Below are 23,602 nucleotides of genomic sequence, written 5' to 3' on the forward strand. Positions count from 1 at the left end.
ATGGACACCCTCTTGTCGATCGAGGACCTCTCGGTCCGCATTCCCCGCCGAAAGGACGAGGTCCAGCCGCTATCAGGCGTCAACCTGACGGTCGGGCGTGGCCAGACCCTCGGCATCGTCGGCGAATCCGGCTCGGGAAAGACGATGACTGCGCTTGCCCTCATGAGTCTCCTGCCATCCAACGGATACGTCTCCTCGGGGCAGATCACGTTGGATGGCAAGGCCCTCGTGGGCATGGAAGATGCCGAGCTGCGCAAGTTACGTGGCACCGAGATCGGAATGATCTTCCAAGACCCGATGACTTCGCTCAACCCGACCATGACCATCGGCGACCAAATTGGCGAACCTCTGCGCGTCCACCGCGGCGCCTCCAAGAAGGAGGCCGAGGCCGCCGCGATCGACATCATGCGACGCGTGGGCATGCCCCGCCCGGACAAGATTGTGGGAGATTACCCCCACCAGCTGTCGGGCGGCATGCGCCAGCGCGCCATGATCGCCATGGCACTCATTTGCCGGCCCAAGCTGCTCATTGCCGACGAGCCGACGACGGCGCTGGACGTCACCACCCAGATGCAGATCCTGGACCTGATCGACGACGTGAAGGAGGAATTCGGTTCCTCCGTCATCCTCGTCACCCACGATCTGGCGGTGGTGGCCGGCCGTGCCGATTCGGTGGCCGTCATGTATTCGGGGCGCGTCATGGAGCAGGCTCCCGCGCGCGACCTGTTTACCAATCCTCAGCACCAGTACACCCGCGCCTTGCTGGCGGCCCTCCCCGAGCACGCCCGCACATCCGACAGCGAGCTGTACTCGATCCCGGGTTCCCCGCCTGAGATCACCCAGGAGGTCACGGGTTGCCCGTTCGCCCCGCGTTGCGGCTTCGCCCAGGACATCTGCACCACCACGACGCCGACGCTGGGCGATTCGACCCACAAGGTCGCCTGCCACTTCCCCGGGGGTGAGCCGCTGGCCAATGAGCTGGAGGACCTGGCCCCTAACCGGGTGCGCAACGAAGCCGCGCCCATTCTCGAGGTGAGCCACGTGTCGCGTAACTTCCCGGCGTATGGCGGCTCGCTCGTGCGTCGTAAGATCGGCACGGTCTCGGCCGTCTCCGACGTGTCGCTCACGATATACGAGGGTGAAGTGTTCGGACTCGTCGGAGAATCCGGGTGCGGCAAGTCCACGCTCGGCCGCCTCATCGCCGGGCTCGACGACGTCAGCTCTGGCGATATCGAGGTGGGCGGCGTGCGCATCTCCGGCCTGCGCGGTAAGGAGCGGAGGAAATTCCACGCCCAGGTCCAGATGATGTTCCAGGACTCCGCGGCGGCGATGGACCCGCGCATGCGCGTGGATGAGATCATCCTCGAGCCACTCCACATTCAAAAAGTTGGCTCGCGCGCGGATAGGGACGCCCGTGTCGACACGCTCGTTGCCCAGATCGGCCTCCCCCAGGACGCCCTCTCGCGCTACCCGCATGAGTTCTCGGGCGGCCAGCTTCAACGCATCGGACTCGCCCGCGCGCTGGCGCTCAATCCGCGCCTCATCGTCTGCGACGAGCCCGTGAGCGCACTTGACGTGTCCGTTCAGGCCCAGGTGCTCAACGAGATGCGCGCGCTTCAGCAGAAGTATTCGCTCGCCTACGTCTTCATCAGCCACGACCTCTCCGTCGTCCAGTACATGTCCGACCGCATCGCCGTCATGTACCTGGGCAAGATCGTCGAGTACGGCGGGGCCGACGACGTCGCGCTTCGCCCCCTCCATCCCTACACAAAGGGACTGGTGGACGCGGTACCGCGCATCGAGGACGCCTTCGTCAAGGAGCGCACACGGCTGAAGATCGAGGGAGAGACTCCCTCGGCCATGGATCCGCCCAGCGGCTGTCGCTTCCGTACGCGCTGCCCGTTCGCCCAGGACATTTGCGCCGCGGAAGAACCCCAGCTTCGCACGATGCGAACCACGGACGGGGGCGAACAGGTCGTCGCCTGCCACTTCCCGCTTCTGGACGACGCTGGGCGGTGAGCCGGGCCGGCTCACCGCCCGGCTCACCGCCCAGCCTTAACGACGCACCTCTCCGTCGATGACGCACCTTAAACCCCCATTTCATGTGCGCCACGAGCGGAGAAGTGCGTCGTGGGTGGAGATGTGCGTCGCGAATGCAGGAAAACAGCGGCGACATGGGTCAAGACATACATCAATACAGACATTTCGGCACGCATTGAACCTTGGCCCGCCCGATCGCTGCCCTACGTGCCCGGACTCGCCTGATCCGGCGGCTATCGCAACACTTAACCCGGTTGCCTCGCCTCACTCAGCCACCGCGGGCCTCATCCGGCCTCCGCAAGCGACACCTCGTCCGAGCTGCCGTCAGCCGCCGCGCCCGAGCCAACCCGAACCAGCTCGAGCCAACCCGGCCCACGCCTAAGCCGGCATCTAGCCTTACGCGAGATCCGCGGCGCCGATGAGTCCGGCGTCGTTACCCAGCAGGGCCGGAACCACATCAGCACATGGGAAACCCCCGAGGCCCATCTGGCGGGCGTACTCCCGGCGAGTCGGCCCGAGCAACAGTTCTCCGGCTTCAGAGACTCCCCCGCCGATCAGGAATAAATCCGGATCGAAGGCCATCGCCAGATTCGCCAACCCGACACCCAGGTACGTGCCGATTTCTTCAAAGATCCCCACGGCCACCTCGTTGCCCAGGAGGGCGGCGGCCCCGGCGTCGCGGCCAGTTGCGGGCCCGCGATCTGTTCCCGGAAGTCGCTCGGCAGCGAGCGCACTCAGGCGCGTGCCCGAGCAGTACTGCTCCCAGCAGCCGACGCGGCCACAGCCACACGGGAGACCGTCCGGAACAAGCGTCATGTGCCCGAACTCGGCGAGGAGTCCGTGGCGGCCTTCGAGGAGCGTGCCCCCGATAATCGCGGCGCCGCCGATTCCCGTACCAACCGTGATCGCGACGACGGACGAGTACCGGCGCGCCGCGCCGAAGCGGTATTCGCCCCAGGCGGCGGCATCGGCGTCGTTGACAATGCGGACGGGAACACCCAGGATGCGCGAGAGGGGGCCACAGATGTCGACGTCGGTCCACTTGAGGTTGGCCGACGTGCGAACTCGCCCGCGCGCCGAATCGACCGTGCCGGCGAAACCGAGCCCCACCCCATCCACCTCGCTCACGCTGAGGCCTTGAGCGTCGGTGAGCGCGCGGATTTCATTGGCGATGTCGGCGATGGTGGACTGCGGGGAGCCGGGCGCGGAAGCGATGGTCGACTTGCGCAAGATCGTGCCGTCACCGCTGACAAGGCCGACGGCAATCTTCGTGCCTCCGACGTCTACGCCCACTCGCATACTCATGACTCTATTCTCCCACTCTTGTTGGCTTCCCGTGGCCACTAGCTCTTATGACTGGTGCCCGCGAGCCTGAAGGCTTCCCGCGCCATGCCCATGAGCGGGGCGTTGGCGCCGTTGGGTGCGGGTTCGATGACGAGGTCCTGGCTGGCGGTGGAACTGGCGACGTTGAACACCGAGGCCCGCAAGGAGCTCATGAAAACGCCCAGGCCGGATAGTGCGCCTCCCACATAGATCGCACCCGGGTTGATGAAGTTGACGATCGGGCCGAGCGCGCGGCCGATCAGCTCCCCCGACTGGCGGACGAAGGGATTGATTTCCGGGACGTCGGATAACGACGCCGTCACGATGGAGCGGTCTTCGATGTCGAGTCCGGCTGCTAGGGCACGCTTGCGGATGGTCGCCCCCGAGGCGACCGCTTCGAGGCACCCGAGGCGACCGCAGGCGCACAGATCATCCATGTCCGGATCGACGCGCGTGTGGCTGATGTCGCCAGCAAACCCGCCGGCGCCTTGATAGAGTTCGCCGTCAATGACGAGCGCCCCGCCGATTCCTGTTCCGGCCTTGACGTAGATGAATGATTCGGCCGCCGAATAGGGAAGCTCACCCAGTGCACATGCGCGGGTGTCGTTTTCGATCCAGGCGGGCAGGCCGGTGAGGTCAAAAAGGATGCGGCGGAGGTCAGCGTTGTGCCAGCCCGGTAGGCGGGCAGGCAGGACGAGGCGGCGCGAGATCGCCTCGACCGGGCTAGCCACCGAGATGCCGATTGCGCCGATGGTGTGATCCGGGAATGCCTTGCGCCGGAGCTTTTCCCATTGCTCGACCAGGATGGCCATTACCTCCTCCGGGGCGCCAAGTGTGTCGAAGAGGATTTCTTCCCTGGATTGGAGTGGATGGATTGAATCGGCAAGGCCGAAACGCAGGTGGTGGGAGCCGACCTCAGCCACGGCGACAACTTCCGCCAGCTGGGTTGACTGTAGAATTTTGGCGGGCCGCCCGCCTGTAGAGCGTTGGGATTCAATCTCCCGAATGAGGTTTTGTTCGATCAAACTTCGCGCGACATTGGAGGCTGTTGAAGCTGAAATACCCATCGTGCGCACGAGGTCCGACCGGCGAGTTGCCGCACCGGATTTAATCATTCCGTAGGCAGTATTGAGGAGATCAACGCTGACCGTGGGAGAGTTTTTCTTCGCCACCTTCACTCCTCCTTGAGCCTCGGTTTACGACGTCATCCGACATGTTCAGCATATCCTACTCCCACCGATTCTTTTTGCAAATTGTCGAAAGTTTGTTGCAAATTTGTTGCAAATCGTTCATTCCATGGCTGAAGCGTGTTACTGTGAACACAGTTGAGGCGCGTCGACGACGATACGCCGATACCTCGCGGAGGTAACTTCGCATCACACCAAATACCCGATGCAGATCCTCAAGGGGGAGGGAACATGACAAAAATGTCATCCGTGGCAAAGCTGGGAGCGATCTTCGCCTCCGGCGCCCTGATTCTGAGCGCATGCTCCACAGGAACAAAATCAGCGGACACAAAAACTCCAAGCACTACTTCGTCAACTACAGCCAACTCGGCAGTTTCGATTGAATATCTCCACCGCCTTCCTGACGGCGAGGGAATGACGCCGGTATCGAAGATCGTCGAACGTTGGAATGCCGAACATCCAAACATCCAAGTCAAAGCCACAAAGTTCGACGGCAAGGCCCAGGACCTTATCAAGAAGGTCCAGACTGACACCGCTGCTGGCAATGCAGCCTGCCTCTACCAGGCCGGCTATGCTGACCTCGCTGAGCTCTACGTCGGAGGCCTTGTTCAGGATGTGACCGAGCATGCCAAGCAGTATGCCAGCAAGTTCGGTGAAGGCCCGTTCAAGTCGATGGCATTGGACGGAAAGTTCTTTGGCCTTCCCCAAGATACGGGCCCGCTCGTTTACTACTACAACAAGGCCGCTTTCGAAGCTCTCGGCCTCAAGGTTCCGACCACTGCCCAGGAGTTCGTAGATACGGCAAAGAAGGCCGCTGAAAAGGGCAAATACATCGTCACTTTCCAAACCGACGAGGCTGGCTCACTCTTCCCGGCACTGTCAGCTGCAGCCGGCGACCAATGGTTCGGTATTGACGGCGAAGCCTGGACCGTCTCCGTTGAGGGCAAGGGGACCAAGGCTGTCGCTGATTTCTACCAGCAACTCCTCGATGCTAAGGCGGCTCCTGTTGTCGAGCGCTGGGGCACCGACTGGGGTACCAAGCTCAATGATGGCACCATCATTGGAACTATCGGGGCGGCTTGGGAAGCTCCGCTCCTGGCCGGCGATATGGCCGATTCCGATAACGTTGGCAAGTGGGCTGTAGCCCAGCTTCCTGACTTCGGCTCAGGCATGGCTACTGGTCCCGACGGCGGCTCCGGCGTGGTCGTCTCTAAGACGTGTGCTTTCCCGAAGGAAGCAATGGAGTTCAACGCCTGGTTCAACACCCAGGTCAACGATCTTGCTTCACAAGGCCTCGTTGTGGCTGCCTCCGATCAGCCGACTGCTCCAAAGTATGCCGAATTCTACGGTGGTCAAGATGTCCTCGCTGAATTTGCAAAGGCCAATGACGCGATGAAGGCCTTTACCTTCATCCCAGGTTGGTCCGCTGTTTGGGGCGCTTTGGGCGAAAACTCAGCAGCAACCGGCAACGGCTCGAAGACCGTCACGGATCTGCTAACTAAGGCAGGGGAAACGGCCAAGGAAGCCATCACTAATGCTGGCCTGAAGGTCAAGTAGTCCTATTTACCTCAAGCTGGCGGGGGCATCACGTGTCCTACGTGATGCCCCCGCCGCGACGATCCGACACGAGGAGGTTTAACTTTGGCAGCTGATCTCATGCACACGTCCACCGTTAGCCAAAAACGCCGCCGCACACGGCGGGAATCCCACGAGGCTCGAACCGGTTGGCTCTTTATGGCGCCTTTCGCAGCGCTGTTCACCTTCATTTTCATCATCCCGATCCTCGTCTCGGTTTATAAGTCTTTCTTCCAGACCCGCGTGGTCGGTGGCGGCCCCTTCGGTGGAGGCGAGTCCGAACAAGTCTTCGTGGGACTGGACAACTTCCTCTACGTCATCTATTCCGATAACTTTTGGACCGGCATCGGTCGGGTTATTCTGTACACCCTCTTCCAAGTACCCATCATGATCGGCTTGGCCCTTGTACTCGCCCTCATGATTAACTCTTGGCTACTACGCCATGTCACCCTTTATCGCTTGGCTTACTTCCTGCCTTACGCGGTGCCCGGCGTCGTAGCGGCAATCATCTGGATGTACATTTACACCCCGGCTGTTTCCCCGCTTCATTCTGTCTTCGCCGCTGCCGGCCTCGAATTCCCCATCGATTTCTTCTCTCAGAACATCATCCTCGCCTCAATGGCCAACATGACCACCTGGACATTTGCCGGCTACAACATGTTGATTTTCCTCGCCGCCCTTCAAGCAATACCGCGTGATCTCTACGAAGCAGCCCGCGTCGACGGGGCTTCTTCGTGGCAGGTCGTGCGCTATATCAAGGTTCCTATGTTGCGCGGTGCGGCCCTTCTAGCAATTCTCCTGTCCATTGTCGGCACTATCCAGCTCTATAATGAGCCCACCGTGCTTGCTACAAAGAACACCTGGATGGGCCTGTCTTATACTCCGATGATGATGGCACTGAACACGGCTAAGGGTTCGCTAACGCCCTCCGGCGACGGGCCAGCATCAGCAATCGCGATTGTCATGGCCATCATCGCAGGCATTCTCGCCGTGGCCTATTTCCTTGCCGACAGGAAGGTGAACGGAAATGACTAAAACTGCCATGCTTCCCGACGGGCGCCGATATGTGCCCTCCATCGAAGGGGTACCTACCCGCTCCTTCGCTCCAGCATTCGGTTCGAAGGTCATCGCCACCATCTTCATGGTGATCTTCCTGCTCTACTTCGTCTTCCCAATTTACTGGATGGTCATTGCCTCCACAAAGACCAACGCCGAGCTCACTACCACCTTCGGGCTGTGGTTCACGCAGCACAGTGACAAGACTGCGAGCCCCTCACTCGCTCAAGCCATCACCGCCAATTACGAATCGCTCATCGGCTGGACGCAAGGCTTCCTCTGGCGCTGGATCGGTAACTCCTTCGTGTACTCCACCGCCGCCGCCCTCATCGGCACGATCACCTCAGTCATGGCTGGATACGCGTTGGCGAAGTTCAACTTCCCCTTCAAGAACACGGCGCTGGGCATCATCATGGCCGGCCTGCTCATGCCCGTGGCCCTGCTCTCCGTGCCGATCTACGTCATGTTCTTGAACCTGGGCATGGACAACACCATGGCCTCGATCATCATCCCCTGCGCTGTCTCCCCGTTTGGCGTCTTCCTCGGTCGCGTCTATGTCCAGGCATCGGTGCCCACGGAACTGATCGAAGCGGCCCGTATCGACGGCGCAAGTGAGGGGCGCATCTTCTTCACCATGGTCTTGCGGATTCTCGCCCCGGCCATGGTGACCATCTTCCTGTTCATCTTCGTCGCCACTTGGAACAATTTCATCCTGCCCCAGCTGATGATTTCCTCCCAGGAGCTCAAGCCAATCACGCTCGGTCTGTACGGCATGGCTTCCTACTTCAGCCCACAGTACGGTCCCATGATGATGGCCTCTCTGCTCGGCGTCATCCCGCTCATCGTCCTTTTCCTTGCGCTTCAGCGTTACTGGCAGGCTGGTCTCTCGGCCGGCTCGGTCAAGGGCTGATCGCCAACGTCCACCCCTTACTACCCAACGGAGCACCTATGTCAACCGGCCGTTTCACAATGCCAACCGAAGAAAACTTCTTCGAAGAATCCAAGAGACTTGCACAGCTATGGGGCGCTGACGCCGTGCGCAACTCAGATGGCACGGAACTCGACCACAACATCCTTGATCTCGGCAAGCGAATCTACTCGGCATACTTCCCCACCCGCGGACATAACGACTTCATGGCCGACCGCATGCGTTATGTCCCTCAGGTCTATCTCCTGTCCGAACGCGTACTCGCCGAAGGCCCCGAGGTCACCATTTCGCTGCTGCAGACCTATTTCGACGAGCAGCTGCAAGTTAACGCCGACGACGACCCGAAAGAATACTGGGAGGTCATCGACCGCACATCCGGAACAGTTCTCGATCCGGCGTCGTGGGAATACGATCCGGCGACCGACACGGTAAACATCACCGGCGCCACCCCCATGCACGAATACACCGTGACTTTCATGGCCTATGTGATTTGGGACCCGGTCCAGATGTACAACCACATCACAAATGACTGGGGCGACAAGGAACACGAGATCGCCTTCGACCCGCGCCACCCCGAGGTTCGCGACTTCATGTACGCCACCCTCGAGCAGTGGCTCAAGGACAACCCGCACGTCGACGTCGTGCGTTTCACCACCTTCTTCTACCAGTTCACCCTCATCTTCAATAATCTCCGCCTGGAGAAGATCGTGGACTGGACCGGTTTCCAGGTGACGGTGTCCGCGCAGGCACTGGCCGACTTCGAGAAGGAGTACGGCTACAAGATGCGTGCGGAAGATTTCGTCGACGCCGGAAGCTACGGCTCCTCCTTCGTCAACCCGGGCAAGGCGCAGCGCGATTGGATGAAGTTTACCTTCCACTCGGTGCAGCACATGATCAAGCACATGGTTGACCTCACGCACGCCGCGGGCAAGGAAGCCATGATGTTCCTCGGCGATCAGTGGATCGGCACCGAGCCCTACTCGAAGGAATTCCCTAGCCTGGGTATGGATGCGATCGTCGGCTCGGTCGGCGACGGCACGACCACCCGCATGATCGCCGACATCAAGGGCGTGGACTACCACGAGGGTCGATTCTTGCCCTACTTCTTCCCCGATAGCTTCTACGAGGGCGCCGACCCTTCCATCGAAGCGTGGGACAACTGGCGTAAGGCCCGACGCGCCATCCTACGTTCCCCTCTTCAGCGCATGGGATACGGAGGCTACCTCTCGCTGGCGGCCAAGTTCCCCACGTTCGTCGACGCCGTGGCCCACATCGCTGACGAGTTCCGCGACATCTACGACAAGTCCGGAGGTAAGGGTGCACAACCCCAGCTCACGGTCGCTTTCCTCGACGCTTGGGGCGAACAGCGCTCTTGGCAGGGCTTCACGGTGGCCCACGCGCTACCCAACAAGTACAACCGCAACTATTACGGCATCCTCGAGGCGATCTCGGGCATGCGTGTGAATGTGCGCTTCCTCAGCTTCGCCGATGTGCTCGAGGGGGGTTTCCCCGACGACGTCGACGTCGTCATCAACGCAGGCCCGGCCGGCACCTCGTACTCGGGTGGGGACGCCTGGCAAAACCCGCAGCTCGTGGCCGCCGTGCGGGCCTGGGTGCGGAGCGGAAAGGGCTTCGTGGGCGTGGGGCAGCCGACGGCCGCCGACCACCAAGGCCGCTTCTTCCAGCTGGCGGATGTCCTCGGCGTCGACCAAGAGATTTATCGTTCCTTGAATGTGGACAAGTATTGGCCAGAGCCGACCGAGTCCCACTTCATCACCGACGAGCTTGCCACCATCGACTTCGGCGAAACGATCGTCAACACGTACCCGATCTCTCAGGACGTCAGCGTGCTGCGCGGCGAGGATGGCCAGGTTCAGCTGGCCGCCAACGTGGCCGGCGCCGGGCGCGGCGTCTACCTCTCGGGCCTGCCCTACTCGGCATCCAACGCCCGCCTCCTCGAGCGCGTCTTGTTCTGGGCTGCGGGAGCAGAGGATCGCTACGCCACGTGGTCGAGCACCAACCCGGATTGCGAAGTGGCGTACTTCCCGGACAGCGGCGTGTACGCCGTCGTGAACAATACGGGCCAGGCGCAGGCGACCACCGTGTGCCTGCCGGGCGGTGAACGGGTCGACATGGAGCTGGCCGGCTCCGGCATCCTATGGAAGGAATATCAAGCCTGATGAGCGCAACAACGACGAAGCTCAGCCACGAACAGCTCACCGCGATAGTCGAGTGCTTCAAGGCTGGATCACCGATCACGATCGAACCGTGGGGCGATGGGCATATCAACAATACCTATCGTGCTGTCACTGCAGACGGAGATTTCATTCTTCAGCGCCTGAATACGGACATCTTCCGCGACCCGCATGGCCTCATGCGCAACATTGAGCTCGTCACCACGTTCCTCAGTGCCAAGGGCCGCGAGACGCTCACCATCGTGCCCACCCGCGAGGGACGTATCCTGCTCGACGACGCCGAACTGGGCGCCTTCCGCATGTACACCTTCATCCCCAACACGGTGACGTACAGCGTGGTCGACGATCCGGGGGTCACGCGCGCGGCGGGGGCCGCTTTTGGCCAGTTCCAGAGAGACTTGGCCGATTTTGATGCCTCGCAGCTGGTCGAGACCATTCCGTTCTTCCACCACACGCCCAAGCGTTTCGCTGATTTCACAAAGGCGGTTGCCGACGATTCGGTGGGACGCGTAGCCACGGCACATGCCGAGATCGAGGAGTTTCTGAGCCGCGAAGGCGACTGCCACGTGGTCGCTGACCTGCTCGAGCGTGGGGATATTCCCCAGCGAGTGACCCACAACGACACGAAGATCAACAATATTTTGCTCGATGCCGACACGCGCCAGGCACGGGCCATCATCGATTTGGATACGGTCATGCCCGGCTCGTTGCTCTACGACTTCGGAGACGCCATGCGTACCGGCGCCGCCTCCACTGCCGAGGACGATCCCGACCCGTCGCGCATGGGAATCAACCTCGACCTTTTTGAGGCGTATTGCCAGGGGTTCGTGGGTACGATGGGCACGTCGATGAGTTCGAAGGAGGCCGAGCTGCTGGCCTTCTCCGTTAAGCTGATGACCCTCGAGTGCGGCATGCGATTCCTCGCCGACTACCTAGCCGGCGACGTCTACTTCGCAACTGCTTACCCGGAGCATAACCTCGTCCGTGCGCGTACCCAGCTGGCACTTGTTGCCGATATCGAGGCAAAGATGGACGAAATGAACGTGATCGTCGAGCGGGCGTTGACGGCAAGTGCCGCGGCGACTGGTGAGGCAACCGGCGTGGCGAGCGACGCGACTACTAGCGCGGGCGCCGAAGACTGAAGAGACAGACGAGAGGATTATTCATGATTGAAGAACATCGCCGCGTTTATCAGGCCGTTGATGCCCTCGTGGACTACGCCAAGGCCCACCTCGAGCTCGACCCGGCTAATGAGGATTGGGCACGCAACCAGATTCTGGGCATGTTTGGGTTAAATTCCTATGAGCCTACGGGGGCTCAGGGTGCCGACCACGCGCGGCCCGACGCTTTGCTTCAGGAGTTCGCCGATGCTTGCATCGCAGCGAGCTTGATCGAGGAAGGCGAGGCCGAATCGCGTTGCGATCAGGCGATGGGCTACCTGACTCTCATCCCCTCTCAGCTTCAGGCGCGATTCGCCGAGGAAAAGGTTGCCCGCGGCGGCTCGCATGCCATGGCCTGGCTGTATGACTATTCGATCCGTTCCAACTACGTTCGCCGCGCTGTCTTGGATCGCAACCCGCGCTTCGAGGCCCGCGGTCTTATCATCACCATTAACAAGGCCAAGCCCGAGTTTAAGGACCCGAAGAAGGCGGCTGCGGGCAACGCCGTCGCGGGCGGATACCCGCGGTGCTCGATCTGCCATGAGAACGAAGGCTTCGCGGGCCGAGTGAAGTTCACTCTTCGGACGGTCCCGCTCAAGATGGGTGAGGAAGACTGGTTCTGGCAGTACTCTCCTTACGGCTACCTCTACGAGCACGGAATCGCCGTCAACCGCCTCCACACGCCGATGCACGTGGACGAGGACGCATTCCGGCAACTCATTAGTTTCGTTGACCAGTACCCAGATCTGTTTATCGGTTGCAACGCCGCGCTCCCCCGCATCGGCGGCTCCGTCCTCGGCCACGATCACTACCAGGCCGGCGGTGAACTGCTGCCCATGCACAAGGCCGGCTCCTGGAGGCAGCTGCGCGACCCGCATTTCCCCCAGGCGGACGTTGAAGTGCTCGACTGGCATAACACCGCCGTACGTGTGGTCAGCGACGACGCCGACGCCGTGATCGCGATCTGCAACAAGATCCACAACGCATGGGTGTCCTACACCAACGAAGAGCTCGGCATCATCGCCCACGACGCCGAGGGGATCCATTCGGCGACCTCCCCCACGGTGATCCGTACCGAGCGTGGATACGAAATGTCGATCATCTTGCGTTCGAACATCACCAGTGACGAGTTCCCGGCCGGCGTTTTCCATGCTCATCCGGAATTCCACGCCGTCAAGCAAGAATCCATCGGCCTGATCGAAGCCCAAGGCCTGTTCATCCTCCCCGGGCGCCTCGACCACGAGCTCGGCCTCATCGCCGACGCCATCGAGGCCGGCGCGGATCTCCCCAACGAGCTGGAGCAGTTCCGCCTCCTGTTCGAGGAGACAAAGGCGCTCCTAGCTGGCAGCGCGGATCGTGCCGCGATCGATGCCGCAATCCGCGACGAGCTGGGAAGTATCTGCGAGCGGATCCTCCACAACACGGCCGTATTCAAGGACAAGGATCAGACGGTTCGCTTCCTCCTCAACCTCGGCTTCGAAGCCGAGGCACTTTAACCGCCCGGCGTTGTTCGGTGTACAAATATGGACCGATCTTGCTATATGCGAAGATCGGTCCATATTTGTACATCGAACGCCATAGTTTCCGCTAGAGCGTCACCCCGTCTTCATCACGAGCAAATTTCGCCGTCGAGTTTGACTCGTGTTTACTCCGCCCCATGTAGTTCCATGCCCGAATTCCAAGAGCTATCAAGGCAATTGCTAGCACTAGGGACAAGACGATTGAAACAATTGACCATACCGCCGCTGGTGTCATTTCTTTCTCCCTTCTACCTAATTGTGTGTTGTCCAGGCCTGAGATCCTGAGACATTGACCTGCATCCGCGCAGTCCACCCAAGAGGAAATCCCCTAAATGCAACATCGAGATCAGATGACAAACGCGTCGTTGCGTTTGATGGCATCATCATAACATCTGCTGACATACCGTGGAGCTGTTATCACAGAAATGCGATTTGCTTGCGGCCTCCCGTGTCGAACGACATGGTTTCAGCTAAGAGGTCTCGTTATGTGTACCGGCAAATGCGCGGAGTACGGGTTTGTATCTCATGATCCGCCACTGAACATAACATGCCGACCTGGGTGTCACCCGCAGGCCTAGCGCGTTATCTTCCAGCCCGACGCGAGCTCCCGGTTCTGCCAGAATTTTCGGTAAAAACCATCGACGCCCACCAGCTCCTCATGCGTGCCCACCTAGGCAGCCTGCCCGCGGTCATTGAGCACAACTATCTGTTCGGCGGCGGTGACTATGTTGAGCTTGTGCGCGATCACTAAGACTGTGGACTCCTGCCGCAAATTATCGAACGCACCCGGCGTTGTTCGATGTAGAAATATGGACCGATCTTCGTATATAGCAAGATCGGTCCATATTTCTGCATCGAACGCCATAGTTTCCGCTAGAGCGTCACTCCGTCTTCATCACAAATGAACTAGGCGAACACCCGCGCAATGTCCGGATTCGCCCGCATGTAGGCATCGAGCACCTCGCGCGCCACGTCGATGGAGTCGACTAGCGGGTGACTCGCCAATGCCTTCCACGCGATTTCCCGATCGCCTGCCAGTGCCGCGTCGATGACAAGCTCCTCGCAGGCCTTGACGGACGCCATGAGCCCTAGTTCCGGGCCACTCACACGGGCGGGCCGCTGCGGATGAATGCCCAGGGCATCCACGCGGCACGGTACTTCCACGATCGCGTCCGCCCGCAGCTCCGGTATGAGAAGGCCGTTGTCGGCGACGTCGTCGGCATCCGAATTCCCGACCCCCAAGATCATCAACCCGCTGCTCTCTGCGCCACTGCTTTGCCCATCACTGCTCAGCGCGTTGATGAGTTCGAGGGCCACGCGCTGATAGCCGCCTTCTATGCCCTCGTCCGGGCGCTCTTCGCCTTCTTGGCGTGCCTCGGCCATGTAGGTGGCGTTACGCTCGGCGTCCGCCTCCTGCCATAGCCGGCCCGCCTGGTCGGGAAACGCTGAGGCGGCCTCGTAGAAGTGACCCTGTTGCTTGACGAGGAATTCCCCGCGCGTCTGGCCGTGCCGCAGGCGCTCCACGATCTCGCGGTTCTTGTAGTAGTAATACAGGTACTCGTTGGGCATGTGCCCGAGCGCACGGATCCACTGCGCCCCGATGACCTGCGTCTCTTCCATTCTTCCCAGCATGGCGTCATCGGCCAACAGCTCGGGCAGGCGATCGGTCCCGCCCACCACCATCGTGCGCAACCAGCCAAGGTGATTGAGGCCCACATAGTCGTATTCGGCCTCACCTTCGTCGATGCCGAGCACGTGTATGACTCGCCGCACCATCCCGATGGGGGTATCGCATATTCCCACGACCCGCGGGTAGACCGTTCGCATAGCTTGGGTAATGATGCCGGCCGGATTCGTAAAGTTCAGCACCCACGCGCTCGGGGCGAGCTCGGCAACAGCCCTGGCCAGCCGGAGTGCCTCGGGAATCTGCCGGAAGGCGAAGGCATAGCCGGCGATACCCACGGTTTCTTGGCCGAGGATGCCTCGGGAGAGGGCCTCGCGCTCGTCAATGACCCGCCCGCACGCGCCCGACACCCGCATCGCGGAGAAAACATAGTCCGCCCCGCTCACGGCTCCTTCCAACGACGTCGTGACGGTCACCGCCCCGATAGCTGCGCTCATATCCAGCTGGTCGAGCACATTGCGCATGACCTCGAGGCGCGCCTGGTCGACGTCGTAGAGGCAAAGCTCGTCAAGCTGACCAGTCTGGAACACGGATGCAATGTGCGGGACGCGGAAGCCTCCTCCGCCAACCAACGTCAATTTCATGTTGACCTCCTGCCTTTAGCCTAGCCGCCACACCTGCAGCATCGGTGAGCGACTAGGCTGGAGGCGTGGTTAGTGTTCTTGCGGTGGGGCCCTTGTTCCTTGATGTGATCCAGTATGGCCTCGAGCACGCTCCGCGCCCCGGCGAGGAGCAGTGGGTCGGCGGCGGTGACATCATGGCTGGCGGAGTGGCCAACCAGGCGGTGGCGTGTGCGAGATTAGGGCTCGAGGTGAGCCTGGTGACCCGCGTGGGGGCCGATCGTGCGGGCCGTTTTGTGGCCGGCCTCTTGGCCGAGGAGAACATCTCGCTCGAAGGCACGAGGCGTGAGGGCATCCAGTCGGTGACCGTTTCTCAGGTCTTCGACGGCGACCGGGCCTTCACCAGCTACGGCGCTGCGAACATCCCGCAACCTCCCAGTGACGCGCCTGCCCCAGATTTCTTCCTCGCCTCGGTCGGTGAACTGCCCGACCCGGCGTTGTTGCATCGTTGGCGCGACGCCGGCTGCACGGTTATCGCCGACGCCGCCTGGGATCCGACGGGCCGCTGGGATGCCGCGGATCTTGCCCCGCTCGCGAGCGCCGACATCTTTGTTCCCAACGACGCCGAGGCGCTGGCCTACACCCGGCGCGCAAGCGTTCACGACGCCGCCCGCGCGCTACTCGAGCTGGTCCCGAACGTCGTCGTCACGCGCGGGGCCAGGGGCGTGTTGGTCGCCAGCCGCGCGGTGGCCGATCTTGTGGAACTTCCGGCCATCGCCGTCGAGGCTATCGACACGACGGGAGCCGGCGATTCGTTCACGGCTGGCGTGGTCCGTGGCCTTGCCGCGGGGGCACCGCTCGCCGAGGCCGCGATCCTTGGGCAGGTCGCCGCCGCCTGGACGGTCCAGCGGCTGGGCGGTTCAGCCTCGGCGCCGCGCGTTCATGACCTCCTCGACTGGGCGGGCCGCTCCCTGACATGGGCGCAGCCCAGGCCGAAAGAGGGTGCGGGCGCTGCCGGCCTGCCCGACCCGGCGGGCGTCATCACCAAGTGGCTGAAGGCCCCGCCTGCGCGCTCGCGCTAGTCGTAGACCGCCTTTTGGATATCGGGGTCGTCGAGGTTGGTGGCGTCGTACCAGTAGAAGCCGGAGTCAATCTTCGGCTCGATAGCGTCCCCACGCGCGGCGGCCACGGCCCGCTCCACCGCGATGTAGCCCATCTGGTAGGGGTTTTGCGTCACGGATCCGGCCATCACGCCGTCGCGAATCAGCCCGATCTGCACGGCGCCCGAGTCGAACCCGATCACTGTCGCCTTCGCGCCCGCGCGGCGGACGGTTTGGGCGGCCGCAACCGCGCCGTCGTCGTCGGTGGCGAAAAGCCCCGAGAGGTCCGGGTGGGCCTGGATGATGGCCGAGGCCTGCTGTTCGGCCTTGGCCTGGTCGGAATCGTTGTATTGGACGTCGACTACCTCGACGCCGGGCGCGTTCTCGGCGAGCCAGTCGATGAAGCCGTCGCGGCGATCCGTGCCGGTGACCGAGGTCGACGACTGGGCGAGGATGGCGACCTTGCCCTTCCCGCCGAGGATCTCAGCCATGTGCTTGGCGGCCTCAGCGGCGGCGGCGCGATTATCCGTGGCGACCGTAGTGACGGGAATGTCCGAGCCGGGCACGCCCGAGTCGAAGGCCACCACAGGAATGCCCGAGTCCACAAATTGTTGCAGCGCGACGACCGACGCTGAGGAGTCGAGAGCGGCAAACACGAACGCATCAGGGTGTTGAACGTGTGCCAGGTTGATTTGGTCGACTTGGCGGACGACGTCGGACTCTGTATCCGGCCCGGAGAACGTCACGTCGACCCCGAGGTCTACCCCGGCAGCCAGGGCGCCGGCCTTGACGGTGGCCCAGAAGGGGCTGGCGTATCCTTTGGCGACGACGGCGATGTCGATGCGTCCGTCCGATGCTGAGAGGCGTTCACCGAGCCCGGAGCAGCCCGTCAGGCCAAGGGCGAGGGTGCAGGCGAAAACCGCAACTGCGAGTTTGCGTTTCATGCGATCTCCTTGGCGGGGCGGCGGCGCACGTCGAGGAACACGGCGATGAGCACGATGATCCCGAGCAGAATCTTCTGGTTTTGGTCAGAGATGCCGAGGTGGACCGCGCCGTTGCGGATGGTGGCAATGAGGATTGCTCCCACGACCGAGCCGAAGACAGAAGCTTTTCCGCCGCGCAGCGAGGCTCCACCAAGGACAGCGGCCGCGATGGCGTACATCTCATAGGACTGGCCCACGTCCGGCTTACCGGAGGCGAGGCGGGAGGCCATGAGGACGCCGGCGAGGCCGGTGAACGTGCCTGCAAGTGCATAAATCCGCCACTTCCACCGCTGGACGCTGACGCCGGAGAGCTCAGTGGCCTCCTCATTGGACCCCATGGCAAGGGCGTAGCGCCCGATGAGTGTGTGCTTGAGGAGGAAGTGCGCGGCGAGAGCCGCGAGGATACACAGGTAGATGGCGTTGGTCAGGCCGAGGGTCTTGCCGTTGCCGAGCTCGAGGAAGGCGCCATATTCGTTGAGCGGGATGGAGGAGGTCCCGGTGATTGACAGCGCGGCGCCCCAAGCGACGAGCATCATGGCCAGCGTGGCGACCATCGGCTGCATGTTGAGTTTGGCGACGAGGAAGCCGTTCGCGACGCCGAGCGCCAAGCCAGCGACGATACCTGCGATGACGCCGGCGACGATGGCAAGCCACATGGGTCCTCCGACGTTGGTCATCACGAGAGCGGCGATCACGCCGGTGAAGGCCATGCCGAAGCCGGGGGTGAGGTCGATGCCGCCGGTGGCGATGACGAAGGTCAGGCCGAGGGCGAGCAGGATGTAAACCGAGGCATCCAGCAGCAGCGCGGAGATGTTGCCGAGGTCAAGGAAGTAGGGGCTGACCACGGAGAAAATGAGCAGAAGCGCGAGCTCCGAGACGACGATGAGGAATTGCGGAGGGTGCTTCGCATATAGGCTACTCAGCCAACCAATCGGACTACTGGGGCGCGGTGCTTGAGTGCGCGCCTGCGAGCTGGCCGCCTCATCAATGTTGATTGCGTTCATTCTTCTCCTAAGCCTGCGCGCCGAAACGCGTTGCCAAATCCATGATGTTTTCTTGACTCGCCTCGGCGTTGAGCAGGGTTCCGGTGAGCCGTCCCTGGCACATGACGCCGATGCGGTGAGCTACCCGTTGCAGCTCGGCAATCTCCGAGGAGATCACGACGATGGCCTTGCCTTGCGCGGCGAGGTCCTCCATGAGGTGGTAGATGTCGTCTTTCGCCCCGACGTCGACCCCGCGGGTCGGTTCGTCGAAGATGAGGACGTCGCAGTCGCGGGCGATCCACTTGGCGATCACGACCTTTTGCTGGTTTCCGCCCGAGAGGTTCTTGACCTTTTGCTCAACGGACGGGGTGGCGATGGCGAGGGCTTTGACTGAGCGGGTGGCGGCGTCTGCGGCCGCCGAGTCGTCAACGACCCCACCCTTCGCCCAACGCGCCAGCGATGGCAGCGCCACGTTCTGCGCCACGGATTGGTCGAGGAGTAGCCCGTACTGCTTGCGGTCCTCGGACAGATAGCCGATGCCGGCACGGACCGCGGCCTCCACCGAGCTGGTGTCCACCGATTCTCCGTTCACGACGACGTCGCCACGGCTCTTCGGGTCCGCCCCGACGATCGCCCGGGCGGCTTCCGTCCTGCCTGCACCGACGAGGCCGGCAAGCCCGAAGATCTCGCCCGGGTGGACGGCGAAGGACAGGTTCTCCACCGGGCCCGCGCTCAGGCCGCGGACCTCGAAAATCGGGGCGGTGGCCGCACCGGCAAGCAGACCAGGACGGTGAGTAGTTTCGATGGCACGCCCCACCATGAGGTTAATCATCGCCTCCCGAGAAAGCTCCGTGGCCGGGTTGGTGGCGACCACTTTTCCGTCGCGCAGTACGGTCACGTGCGTGCACAGTTCTTGGATTTCTTCGAGGCGGTGGGAGATGTATATGACGGCCCGGCCGGCGCCGGGCGCTACGGCGTCGTTGGAGGCGGCGATAAACTCGCCTACGACGCCGAAGAGCGTGGCCACTTCACGTTCTGAGAGCGCGGCGGTGGGCTCGTCCATAATGAGGATACGCGCATCGAGCGAAAGCGCTTTGGCAATTTCCACCATCTGCCGCCCCGCTACGGAGAGCCTGCCAAGCGGGGTGGTCGGATCGATGTGGAGACCAACCCGCGACAGGATATCACGGGCCCCGGCGATCATCGCCGCGTCGTCGATGATAGGGCCGCGGCGCGGTTCACGGCCGAAGTAAATGTTTTGCGCCACGGAGAGGTCGGCCATGAGATTGAGTTCTTGATGGATAAGCGCAATACCGCGGCGTTGCGCCTCGCGTGGGCCTGAAAAATATACAGGCGCACCATCAAGAAGCACGTGACCTTCATCGGCCTGCGTGATGCCTGCAAGCACTTTCATGAGCGTCGATTTTCCCGCGCCATTTTCGCCCACGAGAGCGTGGACCTGTCCGGCGGCGAGATCAAAATCGACGCCGTCGAGCGCCTGCACGCCGGGGTAGCGTTTACTGATTGATCGGGCTTGTAGAAGCATGTCTGTCTTTTCCCAACTTTAGCGGGCGGCGAATCGACAACAGATAAGACCTTTCTTTTCGCAACATATTGCGATTTCTGGAGATTCGTATCGACTCCCGGAAACGAACACTACCAACAATATGTCATGACAAATGCAGTTGGCAACGGGACACACACCCTGACGGTAGAATGGAACATGCCGGCATGCCCTCAGGCCACTCGTGCGAAGCCGAGCCCGTGCCAAGCGTCCACACCACCACACGAGGAGGCCACCATGTCGAGCGAGACGAGCTCGCGCAACACGCAGGCAAACTCCCGCGACACGGGCGCCGTCAAATTCGAGCCCGCCATCGAACTTGACCGAGCGTCTCACCTGCCGTTACATGCCCAGATCTCAGCCCCCATCAGGCGTGCCATCCTCGAAGGTCACATACTTCCGGGCACCCCGATCGAGAACGAAATATCCATGGCGCAACGCCTCAAGGTTTCCCGCCCCACAGCCAGGCAAGCATTGCAATCGCTGGTAGAAGGCGGTTTCCTCCTACGCCGCCGCGGCGTCGGCACCATCGTAGCCCCTCAGCCCAAGCGCCAACTCATGCGCCTGCCCTCACTCCACGAGGAGTTGCAGGCCGAGGGGCACGAGTCGTCCACGGAAATCTTGCAGTACAACCATCGCCGCGCCACCGAAGCGATCGCCGAGCAGCTCGGCGTCGAGGTTGATGCTCCCGTCATTGAGCTCGAGCGGTTGCGCAAGCGTGACGGCGTGCCCGTAGCGATCCTCTACAACTGGCTGTCTGCCGAGATCGCCCCCTCACGCGACCAGCTTGACGGGCACGGGCTCTACGAGTTGCTCCGCAGGGCCGGCGTCGAGCTGACCTCCACCACACAGTCAGTGGGCGCAGAGCGTCCGGACAAGCGCGAAGCGAAACTCCTCGCGATCTCCATGCGCGATCCAGTCCTCACCATCGACCGCACAGCCTTCAATTCGCGGGGAGACATCGTCGAATGGGGGTTCCACATCTACCGTGGCGACCTGTACCGCTACGAGTCCACCGTGTTTGCTCAGCCCGAAATCTAGCCACTCGCGCGCGCAGACGCCGTGCGGGTACGCTGGATACATGGCATTGGCAAACTTCGCCCGCAACTTTGAAGACGGCTGGAACCGCCGAAACATCGTCCGCACGCGCAACCGCGGCTGGGAGCCCCGACTGACTGGCTATACCGGCTACGGCTCCATCCACGCAGCAAAGGTATTGGCGCGCGCTGTCATGGCAGACCCGAAGGATGACGAGCCGTTTTCCTTACCTTGCCTTCCCAATTCTGCCCACTCGCTGTCGAAGCAGTCGATGCGCGAGATCGCAAAACTGGCCAAGCACAATGCGGTAAAGGCCCAGCGTGGTTGGCGCCAGTTTTTTACCACACAGGTGGGATTTCTTCCCGTCACCATCGAGCTTGGTGCCAAAAAGATTTACACTCGCACGAATCGCTCCGGCTACGTGGACTTACTCGTGGAAGGTCACGGGTTGGAGCCCGGCTGGCACGAGGCTCGAATTACCCCGATTGCAGGCGAGCCGACGACCGCGCCGGTCATGATCGTCTCCCCCGACACAACGACGGGTCTTATTTCTGACATTGATGACACCATCGTCGTCACCTGGCTACCGCGCGCCATGCTCGCCGCCTATCATTCCTTTGTTCTTCACACAAACATGCGTCAGCCCGTGCCAGGCATGGCAAGTTTCTATCAGGATCTTCTGGCGACGACGCCGGATGCGCCCGTCTTCTACCTCTCAACCGGTGCGTGGAATGTGTATTCGACAATGCTGAGCTTCATCCAGCACAACGATTTCCCGATCGGTCCAATGTTGCTCACCGACTGGGGGCCAACTCCCTCCCGCCTTTTCAGGTCCGGCCAAGAACACAAGAATACGCAACTGCGCAACCTGCTCATTATGTTCCCCAACATTCAGTGGTACCTCATCGGCGACGACGGCCAGCACGACCCCCTCATCTACGACGATCTCGCCCGCGAGTATCCCCACCGAGTGCGCGGTATTGCGCTACGTACTCTGAATCCTGTTGAGCAGGTGCTTTCCCACGGAACGAGGGATCGGATGGAGGCACACCGCAAGGATAGCGACATTGAGGATGAGGGTGTGCCTATCATCCGCGGCGCGGATGGTCACGAGCTACGCGCCAAGGCTCGTCGTCTCAGCTAAGAGCCTCCGCTCGAGCAATAGCGCGTCGCTTATGCAAAAGCCGTGCCACTCGCGAAAAATGCGCGTTGCTCGAGCTAGAAGCCGCGCGGGTGGGAGTTGCGCACGATTCGCTCGCCCATGTCGGCTAGGTCTTGTCCGGTCATTCCAGGCCAGCCGTGAACCGACTCCCGCCATTCCACCGGGATGGCACTCTCGCCCCAGCGGGCGCCCAGGAGCGCGCCGGCGATGGTGGCAACGGTGTCGGTGTCGCCGCCCAGCTTGACCGCGCGGCGCAGCCCCTCGTACATTGCCGCCTCGCCAAAATATTCGTGCGTGGCCACGACCGCGAACCAGGCACACTGCAAGGCAGAGACCGTGTATCCGTTGGTGCGCGGGTTGACGAGGCCACGTTCGGCGTCGGCGATCAGGGAATTCCACTTGTCACGCGACTCTTCCAAGAGGAGGTCGAGGCCGACGCGCATGTCCAAGACACCATCAACAACCGCTACCCGCATCGCCTCGGCCCACAAGATGCACGATTCCTTGACCTCCCGGTCGAAATGTGTCAGCGAGGCGATATCGCGTGCGGCCCGGGCGGTGGCGTCTCGATCCCAGAGGAAGGAGATGCCCACGGGGGCAATGCGCATGAGGGCGCCATTTCCGCCCGCGCGGTCGGTTGACATCGCATACTGGCGGGCAGACTCACGGAGCCGGTCAGACACGTCGCCCGAGAGCTTGGCAGCCGCGGAAAGGACGGCCCGCGTCTGAATGCCAATGTCGCTCGCCCCATCATGCATCCAGTTGATGAAGTTTTGCCCGATCTCATCCTGGGCCCTGTCAGACGTAAGGCGCAGACCCGAGTCCGCGACGGAGGCGATGCAGATCGCCATCTGCGTGTCGTCACTCCACTCGCCCGGGCGGTACGGGCCCAAGCCGCCGCCAACCATCTGCGGGTCCTGCGTGGCGTGTGCGAACTCATACGGCACACCCAGGGCGTCTCCGCATGCGGCCGCCAACAGCGCGCCGCGAGCGCGATCAATCATCAAGTCGGTCAGTGCAAAGCTATCCATCGGGCACCTCCTCAGAGCTACCCCCAAGTGTATCGCCGATCACACCTCGCCGATAGTGGGCACGGGCAACTGCCACCTGCAAAAACGCACCCCCGCCGTCCGCCGCGTATTCGCGGCGGACGGCGGGACTATCGGAACTCGAGCCGCGCGCCGGAACCTGAGCCGCCGCACGTCAAGGCTAGCGCCTACTCTGTCTTGTCAGTGTCGACCCGGACGGCTTCGACGCGGATTTCGTCCGCCTCGTCCTCGCCACGAACCTTGTCCTTCACGACGTCAGCAGCTTCATGAAGCTTCGCCGAGGCCAGACCCTGAGCCTGCTGGAACGTTTCGGCCGCCTGGTTGCGCACCTTCGACCGCCCGTCCCGGACGATGCTCGAATCCCAGACCCGCTGGGCGTTGCTCTTAATCGACTCGTAGCGGGCACGTCCGGCACGAGCACCCAGCACATAGCCGATGGCTCCGACAGCGACGGTCTTCCACAAACCCATGGTTACTCCTTCGATAGGTCGTGGG

19 protein-coding genes are annotated in these 23,602 nt (G+C 62.0%); 11 read left to right on the forward strand and 8 right to left on the reverse strand.

Annotation, left to right across the window (positions count from 1 at the left end; genetic code table 11):
* Positions 1–2,019 (forward strand): ABC transporter ATP-binding protein, encoded by a 2,019-nt coding sequence (locus HLG82_RS09340; RefSeq protein WP_193326562.1) that lies wholly within the window; start codon positions 1–3, stop codon positions 2,017–2,019.
* Positions 2,020–2,436: 417 nt separating this feature from the next.
* Here HLG82_RS09340 and HLG82_RS09345 read toward each other — a convergent pair whose 3' ends face one another.
* The gene (locus HLG82_RS09345; protein ID WP_193326563.1) at positions 2,437–3,345 is read right to left on the reverse strand and encodes an ROK family protein; all 909 of its coding nucleotides are present in this window, start codon (positions 3,343–3,345) and stop codon (positions 2,437–2,439) included.
* A 38-nt stretch (positions 3,346–3,383) separates the two neighbouring features.
* Complete coding sequence (locus tag HLG82_RS09350) at positions 3,384–4,535, reverse strand: ROK family protein (RefSeq protein ID WP_193326564.1); 1,152 nt, start codon at positions 4,533–4,535, stop codon at positions 3,384–3,386.
* Between the two features lie 246 nt (positions 4,536–4,781).
* Here HLG82_RS09350 and HLG82_RS09355 point away from each other — a divergent pair, with 246 nt between their 5' ends.
* From HLG82_RS09355 to HLG82_RS09385, 7 genes are all read left to right on the forward strand, one after another.
* The gene (locus HLG82_RS09355; RefSeq protein ID WP_193326565.1) at positions 4,782–6,107 is read left to right on the forward strand and encodes an ABC transporter substrate-binding protein; all 1,326 of its coding nucleotides are present in this window, start codon (positions 4,782–4,784) and stop codon (positions 6,105–6,107) included.
* Positions 6,108–6,206: 99 nt separating this feature from the next.
* Complete coding sequence (locus HLG82_RS09360) at positions 6,207–7,160, forward strand: carbohydrate ABC transporter permease (RefSeq protein ID WP_193327804.1); 954 nt, start codon at positions 6,207–6,209, stop codon at positions 7,158–7,160.
* The gene (locus HLG82_RS09365) at positions 7,153–8,091 is read left to right on the forward strand and encodes a carbohydrate ABC transporter permease (RefSeq protein WP_193326566.1); all 939 of its coding nucleotides are present in this window, start codon (positions 7,153–7,155) and stop codon (positions 8,089–8,091) included. The genes HLG82_RS09360 and HLG82_RS09365 overlap by 8 nt, the downstream gene beginning before the upstream one ends.
* Positions 8,092–8,129: 38 nt before the next feature.
* Positions 8,130–10,289, forward strand: coding sequence for a 1,3-beta-galactosyl-N-acetylhexosamine phosphorylase (gene gnpA, locus HLG82_RS09370; protein ID WP_193326567.1), 2,160 nt, complete (start codon positions 8,130–8,132; stop codon positions 10,287–10,289).
* Positions 10,289–11,446, forward strand: a complete 1,158-nt coding sequence (locus tag HLG82_RS09375; RefSeq protein ID WP_193326568.1) for a phosphotransferase enzyme family protein — start codon at positions 10,289–10,291, stop codon at positions 11,444–11,446. The genes gnpA and HLG82_RS09375 overlap by 1 nt, the downstream gene beginning before the upstream one ends.
* Positions 11,447–11,469: 23 nt before the next feature.
* Positions 11,470–12,960 carry a galactose-1-phosphate uridylyltransferase gene (locus HLG82_RS09380; RefSeq protein WP_193326569.1) on the forward strand — a complete coding sequence of 497 codons (1,491 nt, stop codon included), beginning with the start codon at positions 11,470–11,472 and terminating at the stop codon, positions 12,958–12,960.
* Between the two features lie 571 nt (positions 12,961–13,531).
* Positions 13,532–13,735: a hypothetical protein gene (locus HLG82_RS09385; protein WP_193326570.1), complete on the forward strand. Its 204-nt coding sequence runs from the start codon at positions 13,532–13,534 to the stop codon at positions 13,733–13,735.
* 155 nt (positions 13,736–13,890) lie between these two features.
* On the opposite strand, the gene HLG82_RS09390 is transcribed toward HLG82_RS09385, so the two are convergent.
* Positions 13,891–15,252 (reverse strand): family 4 glycosyl hydrolase, encoded by a 1,362-nt coding sequence (locus HLG82_RS09390; RefSeq protein WP_193326571.1) that lies wholly within the window; start codon positions 15,250–15,252, stop codon positions 13,891–13,893.
* Between the two features lie 65 nt (positions 15,253–15,317).
* On the opposite strand from HLG82_RS09390, the gene HLG82_RS09395 reads away from it, so the two are divergent.
* The gene (locus HLG82_RS09395) at positions 15,318–16,310 is read left to right on the forward strand and encodes a carbohydrate kinase family protein (protein ID WP_193326572.1); all 993 of its coding nucleotides are present in this window, start codon (positions 15,318–15,320) and stop codon (positions 16,308–16,310) included.
* Here HLG82_RS09395 and HLG82_RS09400 read toward each other — a convergent pair.
* Genes HLG82_RS09400 through HLG82_RS09410 form a run of 3 tightly spaced genes read right to left on the reverse strand, consistent with a single transcriptional unit; the run spans position 16,307 to position 19,840 of the window.
* Complete coding sequence (locus HLG82_RS09400; RefSeq protein WP_193326573.1) at positions 16,307–17,272, reverse strand: ABC transporter substrate-binding protein; 966 nt, start codon at positions 17,270–17,272, stop codon at positions 16,307–16,309. The genes HLG82_RS09395 and HLG82_RS09400 overlap by 4 nt on opposite strands.
* Positions 17,269–18,315, reverse strand: coding sequence for an ABC transporter permease (locus HLG82_RS09405; protein ID WP_193326574.1), 1,047 nt, complete (start codon positions 18,313–18,315; stop codon positions 17,269–17,271). The genes HLG82_RS09400 and HLG82_RS09405 overlap by 4 nt, the downstream gene beginning before the upstream one ends.
* A gap of 7 nt (positions 18,316–18,322) precedes the next feature.
* Entirely contained in the window at positions 18,323–19,840 is a 1,518-nt protein-coding gene (locus HLG82_RS09410; protein ID WP_193326575.1) for a sugar ABC transporter ATP-binding protein, read from the reverse strand.
* A gap of 255 nt (positions 19,841–20,095) precedes the next feature.
* On the opposite strand from HLG82_RS09410, the gene HLG82_RS09415 reads away from it, so the two are divergent.
* Both HLG82_RS09415 and HLG82_RS09420 read left to right on the forward strand, forming a co-directional pair.
* Positions 20,096–20,899 (forward strand): GntR family transcriptional regulator, encoded by an 804-nt coding sequence (locus tag HLG82_RS09415; RefSeq protein WP_193326576.1) that lies wholly within the window; start codon positions 20,096–20,098, stop codon positions 20,897–20,899.
* Positions 20,900–20,939: 40 nt separating this feature from the next.
* On the forward strand, positions 20,940–22,040 hold the full coding sequence (locus HLG82_RS09420; RefSeq protein ID WP_193326577.1) for an App1 family protein phosphatidate phosphatase: 1,101 nt from the start codon (positions 20,940–20,942) through the stop codon (positions 22,038–22,040).
* 74 nt (positions 22,041–22,114) lie between these two features.
* Here the strand turns inward: HLG82_RS09420 and HLG82_RS09425 are convergent, their stop codons facing one another.
* Together HLG82_RS09425 and HLG82_RS09430 are read right to left on the reverse strand one after the other, a co-directional pair.
* Positions 22,115–23,089 carry an ADP-ribosylglycohydrolase family protein gene (locus HLG82_RS09425; RefSeq protein ID WP_193326578.1) on the reverse strand — a complete coding sequence of 325 codons (975 nt, stop codon included), beginning with the start codon at positions 23,087–23,089 and terminating at the stop codon, positions 22,115–22,117.
* Between the two features lie 185 nt (positions 23,090–23,274).
* The gene (locus tag HLG82_RS09430) at positions 23,275–23,577 is read right to left on the reverse strand and encodes a hypothetical protein (protein ID WP_193326579.1); all 303 of its coding nucleotides are present in this window, start codon (positions 23,575–23,577) and stop codon (positions 23,275–23,277) included.
* Positions 23,578–23,602: the final 25 nt, after the last annotated feature.

It is taken from the genome of Trueperella pecoris (assembly GCF_014926385.1).
Taxonomy (GTDB): domain Bacteria; phylum Actinomycetota; class Actinomycetes; order Actinomycetales; family Actinomycetaceae; genus Trueperella; species Trueperella pecoris.

Coding starts and splice junctions, on each gene's coding strand:
- HLG82_RS09340 (WP_193326562.1), top strand. CDS start 1: ATGGACACCCTCTTGTCGATCGAGGACCTCTCGGTCCGCATTCCCCGC.
- HLG82_RS09345 (WP_193326563.1), bottom strand. CDS start 3,345: ATGAGTATGCGAGTGGGCGTAGACGTCGGAGGCACGAAGATTGCCGTC.
- HLG82_RS09355 (WP_193326565.1), top strand. CDS start 4,782: ATGACAAAAATGTCATCCGTGGCAAAGCTGGGAGCGATCTTCGCCTCC.
- HLG82_RS09360 (WP_193327804.1), top strand. CDS start 6,207: ATGCACACGTCCACCGTTAGCCAAAAACGCCGCCGCACACGGCGGGAA.
- HLG82_RS09365 (WP_193326566.1), top strand. CDS start 7,153: ATGACTAAAACTGCCATGCTTCCCGACGGGCGCCGATATGTGCCCTCC.
- gnpA (WP_193326567.1), top strand. CDS start 8,130: ATGTCAACCGGCCGTTTCACAATGCCAACCGAAGAAAACTTCTTCGAA.
- HLG82_RS09375 (WP_193326568.1), top strand. CDS start 10,289: ATGAGCGCAACAACGACGAAGCTCAGCCACGAACAGCTCACCGCGATA.
- HLG82_RS09380 (WP_193326569.1), top strand. CDS start 11,470: ATGATTGAAGAACATCGCCGCGTTTATCAGGCCGTTGATGCCCTCGTG.
- HLG82_RS09385 (WP_193326570.1), top strand. CDS start 13,532: ATGCCGACCTGGGTGTCACCCGCAGGCCTAGCGCGTTATCTTCCAGCC.
- HLG82_RS09390 (WP_193326571.1), bottom strand. CDS start 15,252: ATGAAATTGACGTTGGTTGGCGGAGGAGGCTTCCGCGTCCCGCACATT.
- HLG82_RS09400 (WP_193326573.1), bottom strand. CDS start 17,272: ATGAAACGCAAACTCGCAGTTGCGGTTTTCGCCTGCACCCTCGCCCTT.
- HLG82_RS09405 (WP_193326574.1), bottom strand. CDS start 18,315: ATGAACGCAATCAACATTGATGAGGCGGCCAGCTCGCAGGCGCGCACT.
- HLG82_RS09410 (WP_193326575.1), bottom strand. CDS start 19,840: ATGCTTCTACAAGCCCGATCAATCAGTAAACGCTACCCCGGCGTGCAG.
- HLG82_RS09415 (WP_193326576.1), top strand. CDS start 20,096: ATGTCGAGCGAGACGAGCTCGCGCAACACGCAGGCAAACTCCCGCGAC.
- HLG82_RS09420 (WP_193326577.1), top strand. CDS start 20,940: ATGGCATTGGCAAACTTCGCCCGCAACTTTGAAGACGGCTGGAACCGC.
- HLG82_RS09425 (WP_193326578.1), bottom strand. CDS start 23,089: ATGGATAGCTTTGCACTGACCGACTTGATGATTGATCGCGCTCGCGGC.
- HLG82_RS09430 (WP_193326579.1), bottom strand. CDS start 23,577: ATGGGTTTGTGGAAGACCGTCGCTGTCGGAGCCATCGGCTATGTGCTG.